Annotated in this window: 12 protein-coding genes; 7 read left to right on the forward strand and 5 right to left on the reverse strand. The window is 66.8% G+C overall.

Features of this window, described 5'->3' with window-relative positions:
- The first annotated feature begins 466 nt into the window (after positions 1–466).
- Entirely contained in the window at positions 467–1,306 is an 840-nt protein-coding gene (locus tag ACM9LZ_RS04210; protein ID WP_416618100.1) for a substrate-binding periplasmic protein, read from the forward strand.
- Between the two features lie 30 nt (positions 1,307–1,336).
- Here ACM9LZ_RS04210 and ACM9LZ_RS04215 read toward each other — a convergent pair whose 3' ends face one another.
- Positions 1,337–2,914 (reverse strand): peptide ABC transporter substrate-binding protein, encoded by a 1,578-nt coding sequence (locus tag ACM9LZ_RS04215; protein WP_416618101.1) that lies wholly within the window; start codon positions 2,912–2,914, stop codon positions 1,337–1,339.
- 154 nt (positions 2,915–3,068) lie between these two features.
- Here ACM9LZ_RS04215 and ACM9LZ_RS04220 point away from each other — a divergent pair, with 154 nt between their 5' ends.
- The 4 genes from ACM9LZ_RS04220 to smc all read left to right on the forward strand — a co-directional run bounded on the left by ACM9LZ_RS04220 (position 3,069) and on the right by smc (position 8,819).
- Positions 3,069–3,806: a TerC family protein gene (locus ACM9LZ_RS04220; RefSeq protein WP_416618102.1), complete on the forward strand. Its 738-nt coding sequence runs from the start codon at positions 3,069–3,071 to the stop codon at positions 3,804–3,806.
- A gap of 166 nt (positions 3,807–3,972) precedes the next feature.
- A complete protein-coding gene (locus tag ACM9LZ_RS04225; protein ID WP_416618103.1) occupies positions 3,973–4,362 on the forward strand; it encodes a winged helix-turn-helix domain-containing protein in 390 nt (129 codons plus the stop codon).
- 102 nt (positions 4,363–4,464) lie between these two features.
- Positions 4,465–5,112 carry a thioredoxin domain-containing protein gene (locus ACM9LZ_RS04230; RefSeq protein WP_416618104.1) on the forward strand — a complete coding sequence of 216 codons (648 nt, stop codon included), beginning with the start codon at positions 4,465–4,467 and terminating at the stop codon, positions 5,110–5,112.
- Between the two features lie 182 nt (positions 5,113–5,294).
- Entirely contained in the window at positions 5,295–8,819 is a 3,525-nt protein-coding gene (gene smc, locus ACM9LZ_RS04235; RefSeq protein WP_416618105.1) for a chromosome segregation protein SMC, read from the forward strand.
- Between the two features lie 59 nt (positions 8,820–8,878).
- On the opposite strand, the gene rlmN is transcribed toward smc, so the two are convergent.
- Positions 8,879–10,081 carry a dual-specificity RNA methyltransferase RlmN gene (rlmN, locus tag ACM9LZ_RS04240; protein ID WP_416618106.1) on the reverse strand — a complete coding sequence of 401 codons (1,203 nt, stop codon included), beginning with the start codon at positions 10,079–10,081 and terminating at the stop codon, positions 8,879–8,881.
- A gap of 319 nt (positions 10,082–10,400) precedes the next feature.
- On the opposite strand from rlmN, the gene ACM9LZ_RS04245 reads away from it, so the two are divergent.
- Positions 10,401–10,664, forward strand: a complete 264-nt coding sequence (locus ACM9LZ_RS04245) for a hypothetical protein (RefSeq protein WP_416618107.1) — start codon at positions 10,401–10,403, stop codon at positions 10,662–10,664.
- Positions 10,665–10,709: 45 nt separating this feature from the next.
- Positions 10,710–12,170 carry a methyl-accepting chemotaxis protein gene (locus ACM9LZ_RS04250; protein WP_416618108.1) on the forward strand — a complete coding sequence of 487 codons (1,461 nt, stop codon included), beginning with the start codon at positions 10,710–10,712 and terminating at the stop codon, positions 12,168–12,170.
- Between the two features lie 113 nt (positions 12,171–12,283).
- Here the strand turns inward: ACM9LZ_RS04250 and thpR are convergent, their stop codons facing one another.
- From thpR to polA, 3 genes are all read right to left on the reverse strand, one after another.
- The gene (gene thpR, locus ACM9LZ_RS04255; protein WP_416618109.1) at positions 12,284–12,835 is read right to left on the reverse strand and encodes an RNA 2',3'-cyclic phosphodiesterase; all 552 of its coding nucleotides are present in this window, start codon (positions 12,833–12,835) and stop codon (positions 12,284–12,286) included.
- A 25-nt stretch (positions 12,836–12,860) separates the two neighbouring features.
- A complete protein-coding gene (locus tag ACM9LZ_RS04260) occupies positions 12,861–13,904 on the reverse strand; it encodes an aldo/keto reductase (RefSeq protein WP_416618110.1) in 1,044 nt (347 codons plus the stop codon).
- Between the two features lie 79 nt (positions 13,905–13,983).
- Complete coding sequence (gene polA / locus ACM9LZ_RS04265) at positions 13,984–16,914, reverse strand: DNA polymerase I (RefSeq protein WP_416618271.1); 2,931 nt, start codon at positions 16,912–16,914, stop codon at positions 13,984–13,986.
- Positions 16,915–17,037: the final 123 nt, after the last annotated feature.

A 17,037-nucleotide genomic window follows, 5' to 3' on the forward strand; every position in this document is an offset into this window, starting at 1 on the left:
AGAACCTGTTGGTTCTGATCACCGCTCCCTATCGCCGGCGCCAGCATCCGCTGGGTTGGCGACGCTGCACAAGCGCTGCTGTGGCAGTCGCCGCCGGACCAGCTTGCGGCCAGTTCTGACAGGCATACTATTTTACGGTGACCAGAACCTATAGGTTCTGGTCACCGCCCTCAATCGCCGGCGCCAACATTCCTTGGCTTGGCTACGCCGCACGAGCGGCGCGGCGGCGGTCGCCGCCGGACCAAGTTGCGATGAGTTCTACTCATCGCAACTTGGTATCAGACAGTCTCCACAATAGTGGCCGAGGCCAGTTGCGGCCGTCCTTCTCTTTGTCCAGAGAGAAATTGAATAAAATTATCGAAAAACATTGTTAAAGCCGGATACAGGACGGGGTTTCCACGGATTTTCTTATAGACTTCAAAGTCCGGGCGTGATTTGTGCCGGAGCATGTGTATATTACCGTCCCATGCTGAAGTCCTTGGCCGATCTCCGGTGCATCCTCATCCCCCAATGCTTCGCCCTGGCATTCGTCATCGGTGCTGATGGGGTTCGCGCCCATGAACTGAACGCGACCGAACTGGCACGGCCCGTTGTCATCGCGTCAGACCCTTGGTGCCCCTATGCCTGTGATCCGGACGCCGATGGGCGCGAGGGTTACATGGTTGATATCGCAAGGGAAATATTCGAGGCGTCGGGCCTGCGGGTTGAGTATCGCGTCGTCAATTTCGCCGTGATGCGGCGCATGGCCAGCGATGGCAGCGCCACGGCGTTACCCGGCGTGGCTTCCGACATGGATGGTGCCATCCGGTTGCCGGAACTGGCGCAAGGCAATTCAGCCAATGCCGTGGCCGTGACCCGCGGCCGTGGCTTCATCTTCAACGATCCCGAAGATTTCGTTCCTTTCCGCCTGGGCGTGATCAAGGATTATGATTATGGCGGCGCGTTGCAGGCGTATGTTAACAGGAATCAGGACAATCCGGACCGGATCACGGTGCTGAGTGGCTTTGGCTATTCGCACCTGGTGCAGGGGCTGCGCATGTTGACGGCCGGGCGCATGGACATGCTGCTGGACGACTATAACGTGTTGCGCTGGCAGGTCCGCCGCCTGGGCCTGGACCATAAGGTCGAGACCGTGCCGTTGCGCGACGATGCCGACCTGTTCGTCGGGTTTTCAGCCAGCGATCCGCGTGCGCCCGTCCTGGCCCGGATGATGGCCGACGGGACACGCCGGCTGCGGGAGAGCGGCCGGCTGGCCGCCATCATGCGCCAATACGGGCTGGAGGAGCAGGCCGACGTCGTGAATTGACGCCGCCCCCCCTCCGGTCTCACGCCGGTCTCAGCGCTTCACATCCAGCCAGCGCGTCGGCAACTGGTCCAGCGGCACCGGCCGCCAGCCCTGGACCTTGGGCGATACCATCCGGCGGCGGTTGTTGTGGTAGAGCGGGACGATGGGGAAGTCGGCCTGGTACATGCGTTCGGCCTCTGCCAGCATCGTCATGCGCTCTGCCGGGTCCAGGCTGGCATTGGCCTTGTCCAGCAGCGCGTCATAGGCCGGATTGCGATAATCGGACAGGTTCTGCTGGGCCACGTCACCGCGCAGCAGTTTCAGGAAATTGATCGGATCGGGAAAATCACCGATCCAGCCATATGAAATGACGTCCTTGTAGCTCTTCTGGTTGCCGATGCTGGCGACGACGCGGAATTCCTGGTTGTTCAGGTTGGTCTGCACCCCCAGCTTCTGCCGCCACATGGCGGCCACGGCCACCATGACCCGCCGTGAATTCTCCGAGGTGGAATGCAGAACCTCCACCGTCGGCAGCGTATTGCCGCCGGGGCCATAGCCCGCTTCTGCCAGCAGCTTCTTCGCCATCTCGTCACGCTGCGCCTGGGTCAGGGCCGCCCAGTCCGGGCGCGGCGGTTCGTACCCGCCGACATTGCCCGGCGGGGTGAAGCTGTAGGCGGGCAGCATGTCGCCGTTCAGCACCTTTTCCGTCAGCACCTCCCGATCAATGGCCAGGGTCAGCGCGGCCCGCAGCTTGGGGTTGGACTTCCAGGGCTCGTGCCGCAGGTTGAAGGCCAGATAGAAGGTGGAATAGGTGGGGGTCGGCACATAGGCATCGGCCGCCTGCCGCCGCGCCCATTCCGCCTGGGTGACGGGCAGGGTATAGGTGATGTCCAGCTCACCGGCCCGGAACCGCTTCAGCTCCGTTTCCAGGTTCTCCGTGACATTGTGATAGACCGTGTCGATCTTCACGGCCGCATTGTCGTAATAGTAGGGGTTGCGGGTCAGCTTGTAGTGGGTCTGGGGTATCATCTCCACCAACTGATAGGCCCCGTTGCTGATGGGCTGGCCGTCCTTGCGGTCCAGCCGGATGGGGGACATGGACTGATGTGAAAGCTGGCCCAGGAAATAGGCGGCCGGTTCCTTCAGCACCACCTTCAGCGTGCGGTCGTCCACCGCTTCCACGCCCAGTTTTTCCGGCGGCAGCTTGCCCGACGACACTTCGGCCCCGTTCTGGATGACCCAGACGAAATAGCCATAGGGCGACGCCGTGGCCGGTGCCGCCAGATGCCGCCAGGCCGTGACGAAATCGCCGGCCACCACGGGCTTGCCGTCGGACCATTTGCCATCGGCGCGCAGATGGAAGGTGTAGGTGCGGCCATCGGCCGATATGTCCCATTTCTCCGCCGCACCCGGGCGTGGTGTCCCGTCCGCGCCGGGCGTCAGCAGCCCTTCATACAGGTCATAGATGACGATGGACGACGGGTGCAGTTCGGCCTTGCCGGGGTCCACCGTATCCGGGGCGGCCCCGATGCCCCGGCGCAGCACGGTTTCAGCGGCGGCGGGCAGGGCGCTGGCCAGCGGCGCGGCCGCGAGGGCGGCCAGCAGGAGCGAGCGGGCGATGAGACGCATGGGCGGTTCCTGATCGGTATGGATTTGCCTGTCACGCTATTCCCGATGGCCACCCACCGCAAGCTTGCACGCGCGGGCTCCTTGCAGGCTGGAACGTCTCTTCCTTATGCTTGTTCACTTTTCGCTAACCAACCCTTATCGGCAGGTGGAACGAATGTTCGACTGGTTGTCCGACCCCAATGCCTGGGCCAGCCTGGCGACCCTGACGGCGCTGGAGATCGTGCTGGGCATCGATAACATCATCTTCATCTCGATCATGGCCAACCGCCTGCCGGAGGCGCAGCGCGCCAGGGCGCGGCAGATCGGGCTGGGCCTGGCCCTGGTCATGCGCCTGGGGCTTCTGGTCTCCATCGCCTGGATCATGTCGCTGACCCGGCCGCTGTTCACGCTGTTCGAGATGGATTTCTCCGCCCGCGACCTGATCCTGCTGGGGGGTGGGCTGTTCCTTCTCTACAAGGGTACACAGGAGATACATCACACGATGGAAGGCGGGCAGGAGGACGGGGGCAAGCCCCTCGTCGTGGCCACCTTCGGCGGTGTCATCGCCCAGATCCTGGTGCTGGACATCGTCTTCTCGCTGGACAGCGTGATCACCGCGGTCGGCATGGCCAACCATCTGCCCGTCATGGTGACGGCCGTGGTCATCGCGGTTGCCGTCATGCTGTTCGCGGCCGGCCCCACATCCCGTTTCGTGCAGGACCACCCGACGGTGAAGATGCTGGCGCTGGCCTTCCTGATCCTGGTCGGAGTGGCACTGATCGCCGACGGACTGCATTTCCACATTCCCAAGGGCTATCTATACTTCGCCATCGCCTTCTCGATCGGTGTGGAGAGTTTGAACCTAGCCGCCGCCAAGCGGCGCCGGCGCAAGGCGGAAGCGGCGGGGCACTGACGCGGCAGCGTCGGGGGGTAACTGACGCGGCAGCGTCGGGGGCAAGTGACGTGGAGGCTGCTGCGGCTTGACGCCGGGGGCCTTTCCCGCCCAATTGACAGGGTTCTTCCCGCGCCCGCCGGGGAAGGAGACTTTCACGCCCCGCCCCTGCCACGGATGCCCACCGATGACCCGCCTCACCCTGCGCCTGGATTTTACCAATGGGGCCAAGCTCGGCCCCGGAAAGATCAGGCTGCTGGAAGCCATCGAGGCTACGGGTTCCATTGCCGCGGCCGGGCGGTCGCTGGGCATGTCCTATCGGCGGGCCTGGCTGCTGGTGGACGAGGTGAACCGCGCCTTCGCCGGGCCGGCCGTTGCGGGACAGACGGGCGGCAGCGGCGGCGGCGGTACGGCCCTGACCGACTGGGGCCGGGAACTGGTCGTTCTCTATCGTCAGGTCGAGGCCGAAAGCCGCATGGCCAACACCACCGCCCTGGCCCGTCTGGAAAGCCGGCTGGGAGTGGGGGAGGCGGGGGCGGCGGCCAAGGACGCCGGAAAGCCGCCCCGGGGCCGTTGAGCGCCGACTGCGCGCGGTCGCCCAACCGCCTTGCCGCCGCCATGATCATCCCCCTATAGTCGCATCCGAGCCGATCCATCCTTTTGCCTGGAGACAAGCCCCGTGAGCGGTTCCGTCGTTTCCGCCTTCTCGCGCCGCCACCTGCTGGCCAGCGGTGCCGCCCTGTCACTGGCGCCTGCCCTGCCGGCCTTCGCCCAGGATGGCGCCATCGACCTGAAGGCCGCCATGGCCGAAATCTCCTATGGCGATCCGAAGGCCAAGGTGACCGTGGTCGAATATGCCTCCCTGGCCTGTTCGCACTGCGCCCATTTCGAGACGGAGATGTTTCCGACCTTCAAGAAGGAATTCATCGACACGGGCGAGGTCAGGCTGATCTTCCGCGACTTTCCGCTGAACGGGCCGGGCCTGCGCGCGCACATGCTGATGCGCTGTGCCGGCGGGGCGAAGACCCAGGCGCTGAAGACCGTCATCTTCAAGAACCAGGGGAGCTGGCTGAACCAGAACTTCCTGGTCAATCTGGCCAATATCGGCAAGCTGGCCGGCGTCAGCCAGGCACAGTTCGACGCCTGCATGGCGTCCAAGCCGCTGGAGGATTTCCTGATCAAGGGCCAGTATGCCGCCAGCCAGGAAAAGCAGATCAACTCCACCCCCACCTTCATCGTGAATGACGAATATGTCATCGCCGGTGCCTATCTGGACCAGTTGACCGAGGCCGTCATCAAGGCCGGCGCCAAGCGCAAATCGTCCTAAAAGCGGGATGCCGGCGCTGGCGGCCGGCTGAACGCGGAATGCCGGCGCGGACCGCCGGATCATCACGGACGGGGGTGCGGCGGGTGACGCCGTGCCCCCGTTATTGTTTTCGCGCCGGAGTGCGCCGCCGGCTGACGGTCGGGCCGGCGCCGTCCCCTTCCCCGACACGGATGTAAGCCCCCGTGCAGTTCAACAAGCTCCGCCTGTCCGGCTTCAAATCCTTTGTCGATCAGACCGAGTTGCTGATCGAGCCCGGCATGACGGGTGTCGTCGGCCCCAATGGCTGTGGCAAGTCCAACCTGCTGGAGGCGCTGCGCTGGGCCATGGGTGAGACATCGGCCAAGCGCATGCGCGGCGAGGACATGGACGATGTCATCTTCGGCGGCACGGCCACGCGGCCGGCGCGCAATATCTGCGAGGTGACGATGGTGCTGGCCAATGATGCCCGCACCGCCCCACCCCCCTTCACCGATGCGGAAGAGCTGGAGATCACCCGGCGGCTGGAACGTGGCTCCGGGTCCGATTACCGCATCAATGGCAAGCTGGTGCGTGCCCGCGATGTGCAGATCCTGTTCGCCGACCATTCCTCCGGCGCCAACAGCCCGTCCATGGTCAGCCAGGGCCGCGTCGGCGCGCTGATCAATGCCCGGCCGTCCGACCGGCGGCAATTGCTGGAAGAAGCGGCCGGCATCAGCGGCCTGCATGCAAGGCGGCACGAGGCCGAACTGCGCCTGCGTGCCGCGGACACGAACCTGACCCGGCTGGAGGACGTGCTGGGCGCCCTGGACGGGCAGTTGCAGGGACTGCGGCGTCAGGCCCGGCAGGCGCAGCGCTATCGTCAGGTGCAGGACCATATCCGCCGGGCCGAGGCCCTGTTGCTGTACCAGCGCTGGCACGAGGCCAACCGGTTCCTGGACCGGGCGCACGCCGCCCATGCCGCCGCCGATACCGCCGTGCGCGACCAGATGCTGGCGGTCACGGCGGCATCGACGCTGCGCGAACAGGCGGCAGAGGCGCTGCCGCCGCGCCGGCAGGAGGATGCGGCGGCGGCGGCGGCGCTGCAGCGCCTTGTTCTGGCGCGCGAGCAACTGGATGCCGAGGAGGCGCGGGTCGCGTCGGCGCATGCCGCCACGCAGCGGCGGCTGGCGCAACTGGCCACCGATCTGGCCCGTGAACGGTCGCTGGCCGCCGATGCCGACAGTGCCGCCGCCCGTCTGGCGGCGGAACGGACCGCCCTGCTGGAAGCCCAGGCCGACGAGGTCATGGAACTGGAAGCGGCGGAGGAGGCCGCGCAGGTGGTGCTGGACGCGGTGGATCTGGCTGAACGCGACCTGTCCCGCGCGCTGGAGGTGGCCGCCGCACAGGACGCGGCCCGCAACGGTGCCGCCGGCCGGCTGCGCGACGCCCAAGCACGGCTGGCCACGCTGGAAAGGCGGCTGGCCGAACAGGCGGCGCAACTGGCCACCCTGGATGCCCGCATCGACGATGGCATGGACCTGGAACAGGCGGCCGAGACCTGTTTGCTGGCGGAGGAGCGGCTGGAGCTTGCCCGTGACACGGCCGAAACGGCAGAGGCCGTCCGGCAGCAGGCCGACGCGGCGCTTGAGCGGGCGCGCGCCGAAGGTCAGGCCGCCATCGCCGCCGGTCGCGCCGCCCTGTCGCAGGCCGAGGCACGCGACACCCAGTTGCGGGCGGAACGCGACGGGCTGCGTGCCCTGCTGCACCTGGAGGAGGAGGATCTCTTTCCGCCGCTGATCGATGCGATCACGGTGGCTGCCGGCTATGAGCAGGCGCTGGCGGCGTCGCTGGGGGAGGATCTGACGGCCCCGCTGGACGAGGCTGCCGCCCGCCACTGGCGCGCGTTGCCGCCCCTGGCAGACAGCCGTGCCCTGCCGGCCGGGGTGGAGCCGCTGGCGGCCCATGTCAAGGCGCCTGCCGAACTGGCCCGCTGCCTGTCCCATATCGGGCTGGTATCCGACACGGCCCTGGCGCAGCATCTGGCCCCGACGCTGGCGCCGGGCCAGATGCTGGTCAGCCGGGATGGCGGGTTGTGGCGCTGGGACGGGCTGACCGTCACGCCGGGGGCCCCGACGGCGGCAGCCATCCGTCTGACACAGCGCAACCGTCTGGCCGCGATCGAAGCCGACCAGCAAAGGGCTACGGCCGAACTGGCCGGGACCCGCAAGGCTTATGCCGAAGCCGTGGCTGCGGCGGATGCGGCAATCGCCGTAGCGCGACGGGGGCAGGAAGAAGCGGCCGCCCGCGACCGGCAGGCCCGCGACGCCGTGCGCCATGCCTTCACCGGCCTGGACCAGGCCCGCGCCGCCCAATCCCGGCTGGCCGCGGAAGCCGCTGCCGCCCGGTCCCGGCGTGATGCCCTGGCCCAGGCGCTGGACGCGCTGGACGGCGACCGGGCCATGGCGGCCGGCGACGTGGCCGCGGCGCAGGCCGAGCTGGACGGCTCACCCGACCCCACCCTGTCGCGGCTGGCCGTGGCCGATGCGCGCGGCCTTCTGGCCGAACAGCGCGGACACCTTTCCGGCGCGCAGGCCGGTGTGGAGCGTGTGAAGCGCGAGGCCGAACAGCGCCGCCGCCGGCTGGCCACGCTGGAGGCCGAGCAGGCATCCTGGCGGATGCGGGTGGAAGGCGCCGCGGCCCGGCTGGCCGAATTGACCGAACGGGCCGAGGAAGGGCGCGGCGAATTGGAACGGCTTGCCGAACGGCCCGTGGAGATCGAGGCGGAGCGTGATGCGCTGCGTGACCGCATCACGGCCGCCGAGCGTCAGCGCCGCCGGACCGGCGACGCGCTGGCCGAGGCGGAAACAGCCCTGTCGGCGGCCGACCAGTCCGTGCGCCGTGCCGAAACCGGTCTGGCTGATGCGCGCGAGGCGCGCGCCCATGCCGAAGCGGCCGTCGCCCAGTCGTTGTCCGCCCTGGCGGCGCTGGTGGAACGGGTGCGGGAGAAGCTGGACTGTGAACCGGGCGACGTGCTGGCCACGGCTGGCGTGGAACCCGACGAGGAGATGCCGCCGCCATCCCAACTGGAACAGCGGCTGGCCCGGCTGATGGAGGATCGTGAGCGTATCGGCCCCGTCAATCTGCGGGCCGAGGTCGAACTGGCGGATATGGAAGGGGAGGTGGCCCGGCTGACGGCGGAACGCGACGATCTTGTCGCAGCCATCGCCCGGCTGCGCCAGGGGATCGGCGCCATCAACCGCGAGGCGCGGGAAAAGCTGCTGGCCAGCTTCGAACTGGTGGACGGCCATTTCCAGCGGCTTTTCACGCGCCTGTTCGGCGGTGGCATGGCATATCTGAAGCTGACCGAATCGGAGGACCCGCTGGATGCGGGGCTGGAAATCTATGCCAGCCCGCCGGGCAAGAAACTGCAGGTCCTGTCCCTGCTTTCAGGGGGCGAACAGGCGCTGACGGCCCTGTCGCTGCTGTTCGCGGTGTTCTTGTGCAACCCGGCGCCGGTCTGCGTGCTGGACGAGGTGGATGCACCGCTGGACGAGGCCAATGTCGGCCGGTTCTGCGACATGGTGGAGGAGATGGCGGCCAGCGGCGCCACCCGCTTCCTGATCGTCACCCATCACCGGCTGACCATGGCCCGCATGCACCGGCTGTTCGGCGTGACCATGATGGAACGCGGTGTCAGCCAGCTCGTATCGGTCGATCTGGCGCGGGCCGCCGAAATGGTCGACGCCTGAGGCTGAGAGCGCCTCCCTGCCCAGATGTCCCATGTCCCACGGTCCCAGTCCCATCCGGCCTACAGTGCCAGGGCGGCTTCCTTCGCGGCGATCTGGGCCGCGTATTCGGCGGCCAGCAGCTTGTGCTGTTCCAGTTGCGCCATGCGCTGGGCGGCGCTGGGGCGCTGGCTTTCGCTTTTCAACTGACCGCAGGCCGCCAGGATGTCGTCGCCGCGCGGCCGGCGGATGGGGCTGGCATAGCCCGCCTCGTTCAGATAGTCGCTGAACCTTTCGATCTGGTCCCAGTCGCTGCGCTCGAACGGGGAGCCGGGCCAGGGATTGAAGGGGATCAGGTTGATCTTGGACGGGATGCCGCGGATCAGGCGTACAAGCTCGCGCGCGTCCGCCATGCTGTCATTGACGCCCTTCAGCATCACATATTCCCAGGTGCAGCGCCGGGCATTGTTCAGACCCGGATAGGTGCGCACCGCTTCCATCAGTTCCCGGATGGGGTATTTGCGGTTGATGGGCACGATGCGGTCGCGCAACTCGTCATTCACCGCATGCAGCGAAACGGCCAGATTGACACCGAGCTCGGCGCCGCAGCGCTTCATCAGGGGCACCACGCCGCTGGTCGACAAGGTGATGCGCCGCTTGGATATGGAGATACCCTCCCCATCCATGATGATCTTCAGCGCCTTGGCGACATTCTCGTAATTGTAGAGCGGTTCCCCCATGCCCATCATGACGATGTTGGACAGCATGCGGCCATCCACGGGGCTGGGCCATTCATCCAGATGGTCGCGGGCCAGCATGACCTGGCCCACGATCTCGTCCGCCGTCAGGTTGCGCACCAGACGCTGGGTGCCCGTATGGCAGAACCGGCAGGTCAGCGTGCAGCCGACCTGGGAGGAGACGCACAGCGTGCCGCGATCCTCCTCCGGGATATGCACGGCCTCCACCTCCTGCCCGTCATGCATGCGGCAGAGCCATTTGCGCGTCCCGTCGGTGGATTTCAGATCCTTCACGGGCATCGGCCGGTCGATCAGGAACCGTTCGGCCAGCTTTTCGCGCGCGGGCTTGGCCAGCGTGGACATGAGTGCGAAGTCCGTCACCCCGCGATGGTACAGCCAGTGCCAGACCTGACGGGCCCGGAACTTCTCGAATCCGGCGTCGGTCAGCGTGCTTTCCAGCTCCTCGCGGGAAAGGCCGATCAGATTGATGCGCCCGTCGGCCCGCGGGGCCGCGGGGGCGAAGCTGCTGCTGTGATTCTCAATGCCCATGACCGGGTTAAATGGCGCATGCGGCGGCCCCTGTCAAAGGCCTTGCCGCCAGGGGTGGCTTGCAGGGGCCGCAGGGGCGGGGATACGGAAGTTGCGGATGTGACAGGTATATGATTGCGTTAGTATGCATTCATGCCTCGAATAAAAATCTTCAGTCAATCATGGCAGCCTGCATGTACGGAGCGAAATATATACGTAAGGTCATCTGGATTATCGCGGTGGCATCACCATGTTAAATTGTCGCCCACTATCATAAGGCGAAGATTTTCAATAGTTTGGTGACTTCACTATGTTCAACCGATCCGGTTTTCTTGTCGGCTTGACGCTGTTGGTCACGTTGCTGGTCCCGATGCTGGTGGCCCTGTCACCCGTGCCGCAAGGGGGGCGCAGCTTCGCGGTCATCCTGCCGCCCTGGATGGCGCGTGATGCCCAGATCGCGACCCTGGCGGACACCGGCGTCCGGCTGCGCGAAGGCGGTGCTCCCGTCTGGATCGTCGATGTTCCCGACCAGGAAAGCGCGCGCCGGCTGGCCGCCCTGCCGGCCCTGCTATTGTCGGGAACCCTGGTCGGCTGCGGTTCCTGACATTCCCCGACCCTGTCCTGTCTGTCCCCGGTTAAGGCAATGCCCATGACACCCATCGATCGCATCCGCAGTATGGCACTGCTCGTCTTCATCGCCTTTCTCTGGCTTTGCGTGCCGCTGGCGCTGGTGGCGGCCATCCTGGATCAGGTGAATTGGGTGGCGTCGGTCCTGTCAGCCCTTCTGATCGCCGGATTGGGGACCACAGCCCATCTCCTGCGCATGCCGCGTCCGGGCGTGGAATATCTGTTCGCGGTGCTGGCAGTGGCCCAGGTTTCGGTGGTCGTGGCCGCCGCCGCCGGCCCGTGGCAGATCGACGCGCATTTCCTTTACTTCGCCGTGCTGGCCATGCTGACGGCCTTCTGCAACTGGCGCGTCATCCTGGTGGCGGCCGGCGTCACGGCTGTCCATCACCTGACCCTCAGCTTCCTGCTGCCGGCCCTGGTCTTTCCCGATGGCCAGGGCAGCCTGCTGCGTGTGCTGGTGCATGCGGCCGTGGTGATCATGGAGACCGCCGTGCTGCTGTGGCTGTCCTGGAACCTGGAGCGCGCCTTCGTCTTCAGCGAGCGCGCCCGCGCCACGGCGGAGGCGGCCGCGGTGGAAACCGAACGGCTGCGGGCGCAGCAGCAGGCGGCGGCCGAGACGCAGCGGGCCGAGCGCATGACCCTGCGCAAGGCGCTGGCCGACCGGTTCGTGGTCGATGTGGAAAGCATGACCCGCCGCCTGGACGGTGCCGTGCGGGGCCTGAAGGAGGAGGCGGACCTGCTGGGCCAGACCGTGTCCAGCACGGGTGATGTGACCAGCAGCGCCCGTATTGAGGCCGAGGAGGCGACCAGCCATGCCGCCAGCGTGGCCGCCGCCGTGGAGCAGATGGCTGCCAGCATCGCCGAGGTTTCCCGCGCCGCCAGCGGAGCCGCCGTCCAGGCCCGTGGCACGAATGTGGAGGTGGGGCGCGTGCGCGAGCGGGTGGCTGACCTGTCCGACACCGCGGCCCGTATCGGCAATATCGTGCAATTGATTGCCGACATTGCCGGTCAGACCAACCTGCTGGCCCTGAACGCCACGATCGAGGCGGCCCGCGCCGGTGATGCCGGCAAGGGCTTCGCTGTCGTGGCCAGCGAGGTCAAGTCCCTGGCCAGCCAGACGGGCCGCGCGACGGAGGAGATCAGCCGTCAGGTGGCGGAAATCCAGGCGGCAACGCGCCAGGCCGTGGAGGCCATTGCCGGGGTCGCCGAAGCGGTCACGGCGCTGGACACCGGCGCCGGTGAAATCTCCGACGCTGTGCAGCAGCAGGAGGCCACGGTCATGGAAATCAGCCGGTCGATCCAGACCGTATCCAGCCGCACGGCAACGCTGGGCGGGGCCGTTGCACGCATGGCCGACGTGGCCACGGAGATCGCCGGTGCCGTCGGCAAGACCCACGCCACGGCGGGAGACGCCGAACGCCTGTCCACAGAGATGCATGATCGGCTGGACAGCTTCATCAACGAATTGCGCGACGCGGCGTAATACTATTTCGCGGTGATCAGAACCTATTGGTTGTGATCACCGCCTTCAATTGCCGGCGCCAACATTCGTTGGCTTGGCGACGCCGCACGAGCGGCGGTATAAGGCCGGACCGGTCAGTCCGGCTGCCAGCCGCCCAGCGGGTACTCCTGCAGGATGTGGTAGCTGGGGCCGGACCGGCCCGGGACGCTTTCATAAAGGCAATAGCGGTCGACGGTGAAGGGGCCGGCCTGGAACAGGCCATTGGCCCCCATATAGGTGGCCAGCCGCGTTTCCGGTGTGTCGGAAAGGTAGGCCAGCGTCACATGCGGGCTGAATTTCCGCTCCTCCGCCGGCAATCCGGCCCGGACCAGGGCCGATTCCACCTTGTCACGCAGGTGATGCAGCGCGTCGGCGGGTGCCACGCCCGCCCATAGCGCATGCTGCCTGTGTCCCCGGCCGAAACAGCCCAGCCCCGACAGGGCCACCGGAAAGGCCGGGCCCGTGACATAGTCCAGCGCCTCGTCAACATCATGGGCGGTGCCCTCGTCCACCTCTCCCACGAAGCGCAGGGTCAGGTGGTAATTCTCCGGCGGGACCCAGCGCGCGCCGGGCAGGCCCGATGCCAGGGCCGACAGGCGTTCAACGACCATTTCCGGCATGGGAATGCCGATGAACAGGCGCAGCATTGCGGCAGTTCCCCCTTCTCGCGTCTCAAAGGCAGGGGTTGGGATTGGCGGCGTGTACCGCCTCCAGTGCCGTCAGCACCTCCGGCGGCAGGGTCATCGCGCCGCCGTCGATGGCGATCCGCAACTGGTCCAGGCTGGTGGCCCCGATGATGGTGCTGGTCACGAAGGGCCGGCTCACCACATAGGCGATGGCCATGGCCGCCGGGTCCAGCCCGTGGGCCCGGGCAATGGCCAGATAGTCGCGGGTTGCCGTGTCACCCCGCGCCGTATCGTAGCGGGAGCGGCGATTATCGATGGCGCGGCGGGTGCCGGCGGGGATGGCCCCGTCCAGGTACTTGCCCGTCAGCGTGCCGGCGGCCAGCGGGGAATAGGCCAGCAGCGACACATCCTCGCGCAGCGCCACCTCCGACAGGCCCATCTCGAAGCTGCGGTTCAGCAGGTTGTAGGGATTCTGGATCGATGCGATGCGGGGCAGGCCCAGGCGGTCCGCCGCAGCCACATAGCGCATGGTCCCCCAGGCCGTCTCGTTGGAGATGCCGACATGGCGGACCTTGCCCGCCTGGACCAGATCGGCGAAAACGGCCAGCGTCTCCTCGATCGGGACCTCGTCGGGGCCCGTGGCGGGGTTGGTGATGGTCCGGCCGAAACGGTCGGCATTACGGTCCGGCCAGTGAAGCTGGTAAAGGTCGATATGGTCGGTGCGCAGGCGGCGCAGGCTGGCTTCCACCGCCGCCTCGATATTGGCGCGGTCGGCCCTGGCCCCGCCACCGCGTACATAGGCAAAGCCGCCATCGGCATTGCCGATCACCTTGCTGGCCAGCAGCACGTCGTTCCGGCGGCCGGTCCGGGCGAACCAGTTGCCGATGATCTCCTCCGTCCTTCCATAGCCCTCTGGCGAGGGCGGTGCGGCATACATTTCCGCGGTGTCCCAGAAGAACAATCCATGGTCCAGGGCCATGTCCATCTGGGCGAAGCCCTCGGCCTCCGTGTTCTGCCGGCCCCAGGTCATGGTGCCCAGGCACAGGGCCGGAACGGAAAGGTCGGTGCGGCCGAGGCGGCGAAGCGTCATGGGACGTGTCCTTGTCAACAATAACGGATGAAACCACCGGCGAATATGGATCGGGCGGGCGCCTGAATCTTGAGGCGCCTCAATGCGCTTCGGCCCAGGAGGCACCGGTGCCGGCCTCCGCCACCAGGGGAATGCCGATATCAGCCGCCCCCTCCATGACCGCTCGCACCAGGGTCGACGTAGCCTCCACCTCCGCGTCCGGCACCTCGAACAGCAGTTCGTCATGGACCTGGAGCAGCATGCGGGCCTTCAGCCCGGCATCGGCCAGGGCGCCGGGCAGCCTGATCATGGCCCGCTTGATGATGTCGGCGGCCGTGCCCTGGATGGGCGCGTTGATGGCCTGGCGCTCGGCATAGGCCTTGCGCGCGCCCTTCTCCTGGATACCCGGTATCCAGCATTTGCGGCCCAGCAGCGTGCGCACGAAGCCGTGTTCCCGGGCCTCGGCCTTGGTCTTCTCCATATAGGCCTGCAATTCCGGGAACCGCTCGAAATAGGCCTTGATGAAGGCCCCGGCCTCCCCCGGTGCGATACCGAGCTGGCGTGACAGGCCGAAACTGGAGATGCCATAGATGATGCCGAAATTGATGGCCTTGGCCCGCCGGCGGATTTCGGACGTCATCTGGTCCAGCGGCACGTTGAACACCTGGCTGGCCGTCATGGCGTGGATGTCGATCCCGTCGCGGAAGGCCTGCTGCAGGGCCGGGATGCCCGCCATTTCCGCCACGATGCGCAATTCGATCTGGCTGTAGTCCACGGACATGATGCGGTGGCCGGGGGCAGCCACGAAGGCACGACGGATCTTGCGCCCCTCCTCCGTCCGGATGGGGATGTTCTGCAGGTTCGGGTCGGTGGAGGACAGGCGGCCCGTGGAGGTGGCGGCCAGCGCGAAGCTGGTATGGACGCGGCCCGTCACGGGGTTGATCTGTTCGCCCAGCGTGTCGGTATAGGTGGATTTCAGCTTCTGGAACTGCCGCCAGTCCAGCACCTTCTGCGCGATGGGAATGCCCAGGTCGGCCAGTTCCTCCAGCACGGAACTGTCGGTGGACCAGGCGCCGGTCTTGCTGCTTTTCTTGCTGCCCGACAGTTTCATCTCATCGAACAGGATCTCGCCCAACTGCTTGGGACTGCCCACATTGAACTCTCGCCCGGCCAGCTTCTGGATATCGGCCTCGAACTCCACCATCTTCTTGGCGAAATCACTGGAAAGTTCGCGCAGGACCTGCCGGTCGACCAGCACGCCCTCCATCTCCATGTCGGCCACGACCCGGATCAGCGGCCGGTCGATGGTCTCGTAGACCGTCACCATGCGGTCGGCCAGCACGTCGTGGCGCAGCACGTGCCACAGGCGCAGTGTGATGTCGGCATCCTCTGCGGCATAGGAAGTGGCCTTGTCCAGCGGCACGCGGTCGAAGGTGACGCGCGCCTTGCCCGTGCCTGTCACCTCGTCATAGGTGATGCAGGTGATGCCCAGGTGGCGCTGGGCCAGTTCATCCATGCCGTGCCCGTGCCGCCCGCCGCCGATGACGTAGGAACGCAGCATCGTATCGTCGATGGGATCGACCTTGATGCCGTTCTTGGCAAACATCTGCCAGTCGAACTTGATATTGTGGCCGACCTTCAGCACCCCCGGATGTTCCAGCAGGGGGCGCAGGATTTCCAGGGCGCGGGCCGCCTGTATCTGGCGCGGCGGCGGGGCGGCATCGCCGAAATCCAGCCCGCCGGCCCCATCCTTGGGCGTGGACGGATCGATATGGGCGACAGGGATGTAGCAGGCACGGCCGGGCCGGGTGGCCAGCGAGATCCCCACCAGGTTGGCCCGCATCGGCGTCAGCCCGTCCGTCTCCGTGTCCAGGGCCACGACGCCGGCTTCCAGCCCCTCCGCAACCCAGGCGGCCAGTGCCTCCTCCGTATCGACCAGGATATATTCCACGGTCGCGGGGCGGGGGATATGCGCATCCTCCCGCGCGTCCGGCGCGGCGGCGGGGGGGGCATAGGAACGGCCATCCAGGGCGGCACGCAGGTCGCGCAGGCCCTGTTCCCCGCCACCCGTACCGGCCGCGGCGCTGATGGCGGCGCCGTCGGCCAGCGTACCATCCTCGGCAATTTCCGCCTTCACCTTGGCGATGATGCTGCGGAAGCCCTGCACCCCCAGCCAGGACAGCAGCCGGTTCACGTCCGGCTCGCGCACCTTCAGCGCCTCCACGGGCACGGGCACGGGGGCGTTTTCCTCCAGTTGCACCAGGCGCTTGGAAATCCGGGCCATGTCGGCATTGTCGATCAGCTTCTGCCGCCGGCCCGCCTGCTTGATCTCCGCCGCCCGTTCCAGCAGCACTTCCAGCGATCCGTACTCGGTGATCAACTGGGCGGCCGTCTTCACGCCGATGCCGGGCACACCTGGCACATTGTCGACGCTGTCGCCGGCCAGCGCCTGCACATCCACGACCTTCTCGGGTGCCACGCCGAACTTCTCGAACACCTCGTCCGGTCCGATCAGCCGGTTCTTCATGGGGTCCAGCATGCGGATGCCGTCGCCCACCAGTTGCATCAGATCCTTGTCGGACGACACGATGGTGACGGGGCGGCCCAGCGCCCGGGCCTGGCGGGCATAGGTGGCGATCAGGTCGTCCGCCTCGTACCCTTCCAGCTCGATGCAGGGCAGGCTGAACGCCTCCACCGCCTCCCGGATCAGGGCGAACTGGGGCCGCAGATCCTCCGGCGGGTCGGGCCGGTGGGCCTTGTAGTCGGGATAGAACTCATTGCGGAAATTGATGCGCTTGCTGTCGAAGATGACAGCCACCGCCTCCGCCTTCAATTCCGCCAGCAGGCGCATCAGCATGTTGGTGAAGCCCATGACAGCGTTCACCGGCGTGCCGTCCGGCCGGCTCAGCGGCGGCAGCGCGTGATAGGCGCGGAAGATAAAGCCCGAACCATCGACCAGATAGAGCGGATTGCCGTCCGCCGGCGGCGGCGGCGCAACAGGGCTGGCGGCGGTCAGGATGTCGGTCGGCATGGGGCGGCCTGTCGTTCCGGCTGTGTTCTGGGGCTCGATCCGAACATGGCCCATCGGGCGGCCCCTTGTCGAGAGGCGCAGCGTCGAGAGGGGCAGCGTCGAGAGGGGCAGCGTCGAGAGGGG

It is taken from the genome of Niveispirillum fermenti (genome assembly GCF_048066175.1).
Taxonomy (GTDB): Bacteria; Pseudomonadota; Alphaproteobacteria; order Azospirillales; family Azospirillaceae; genus Niveispirillum; species Niveispirillum fermenti.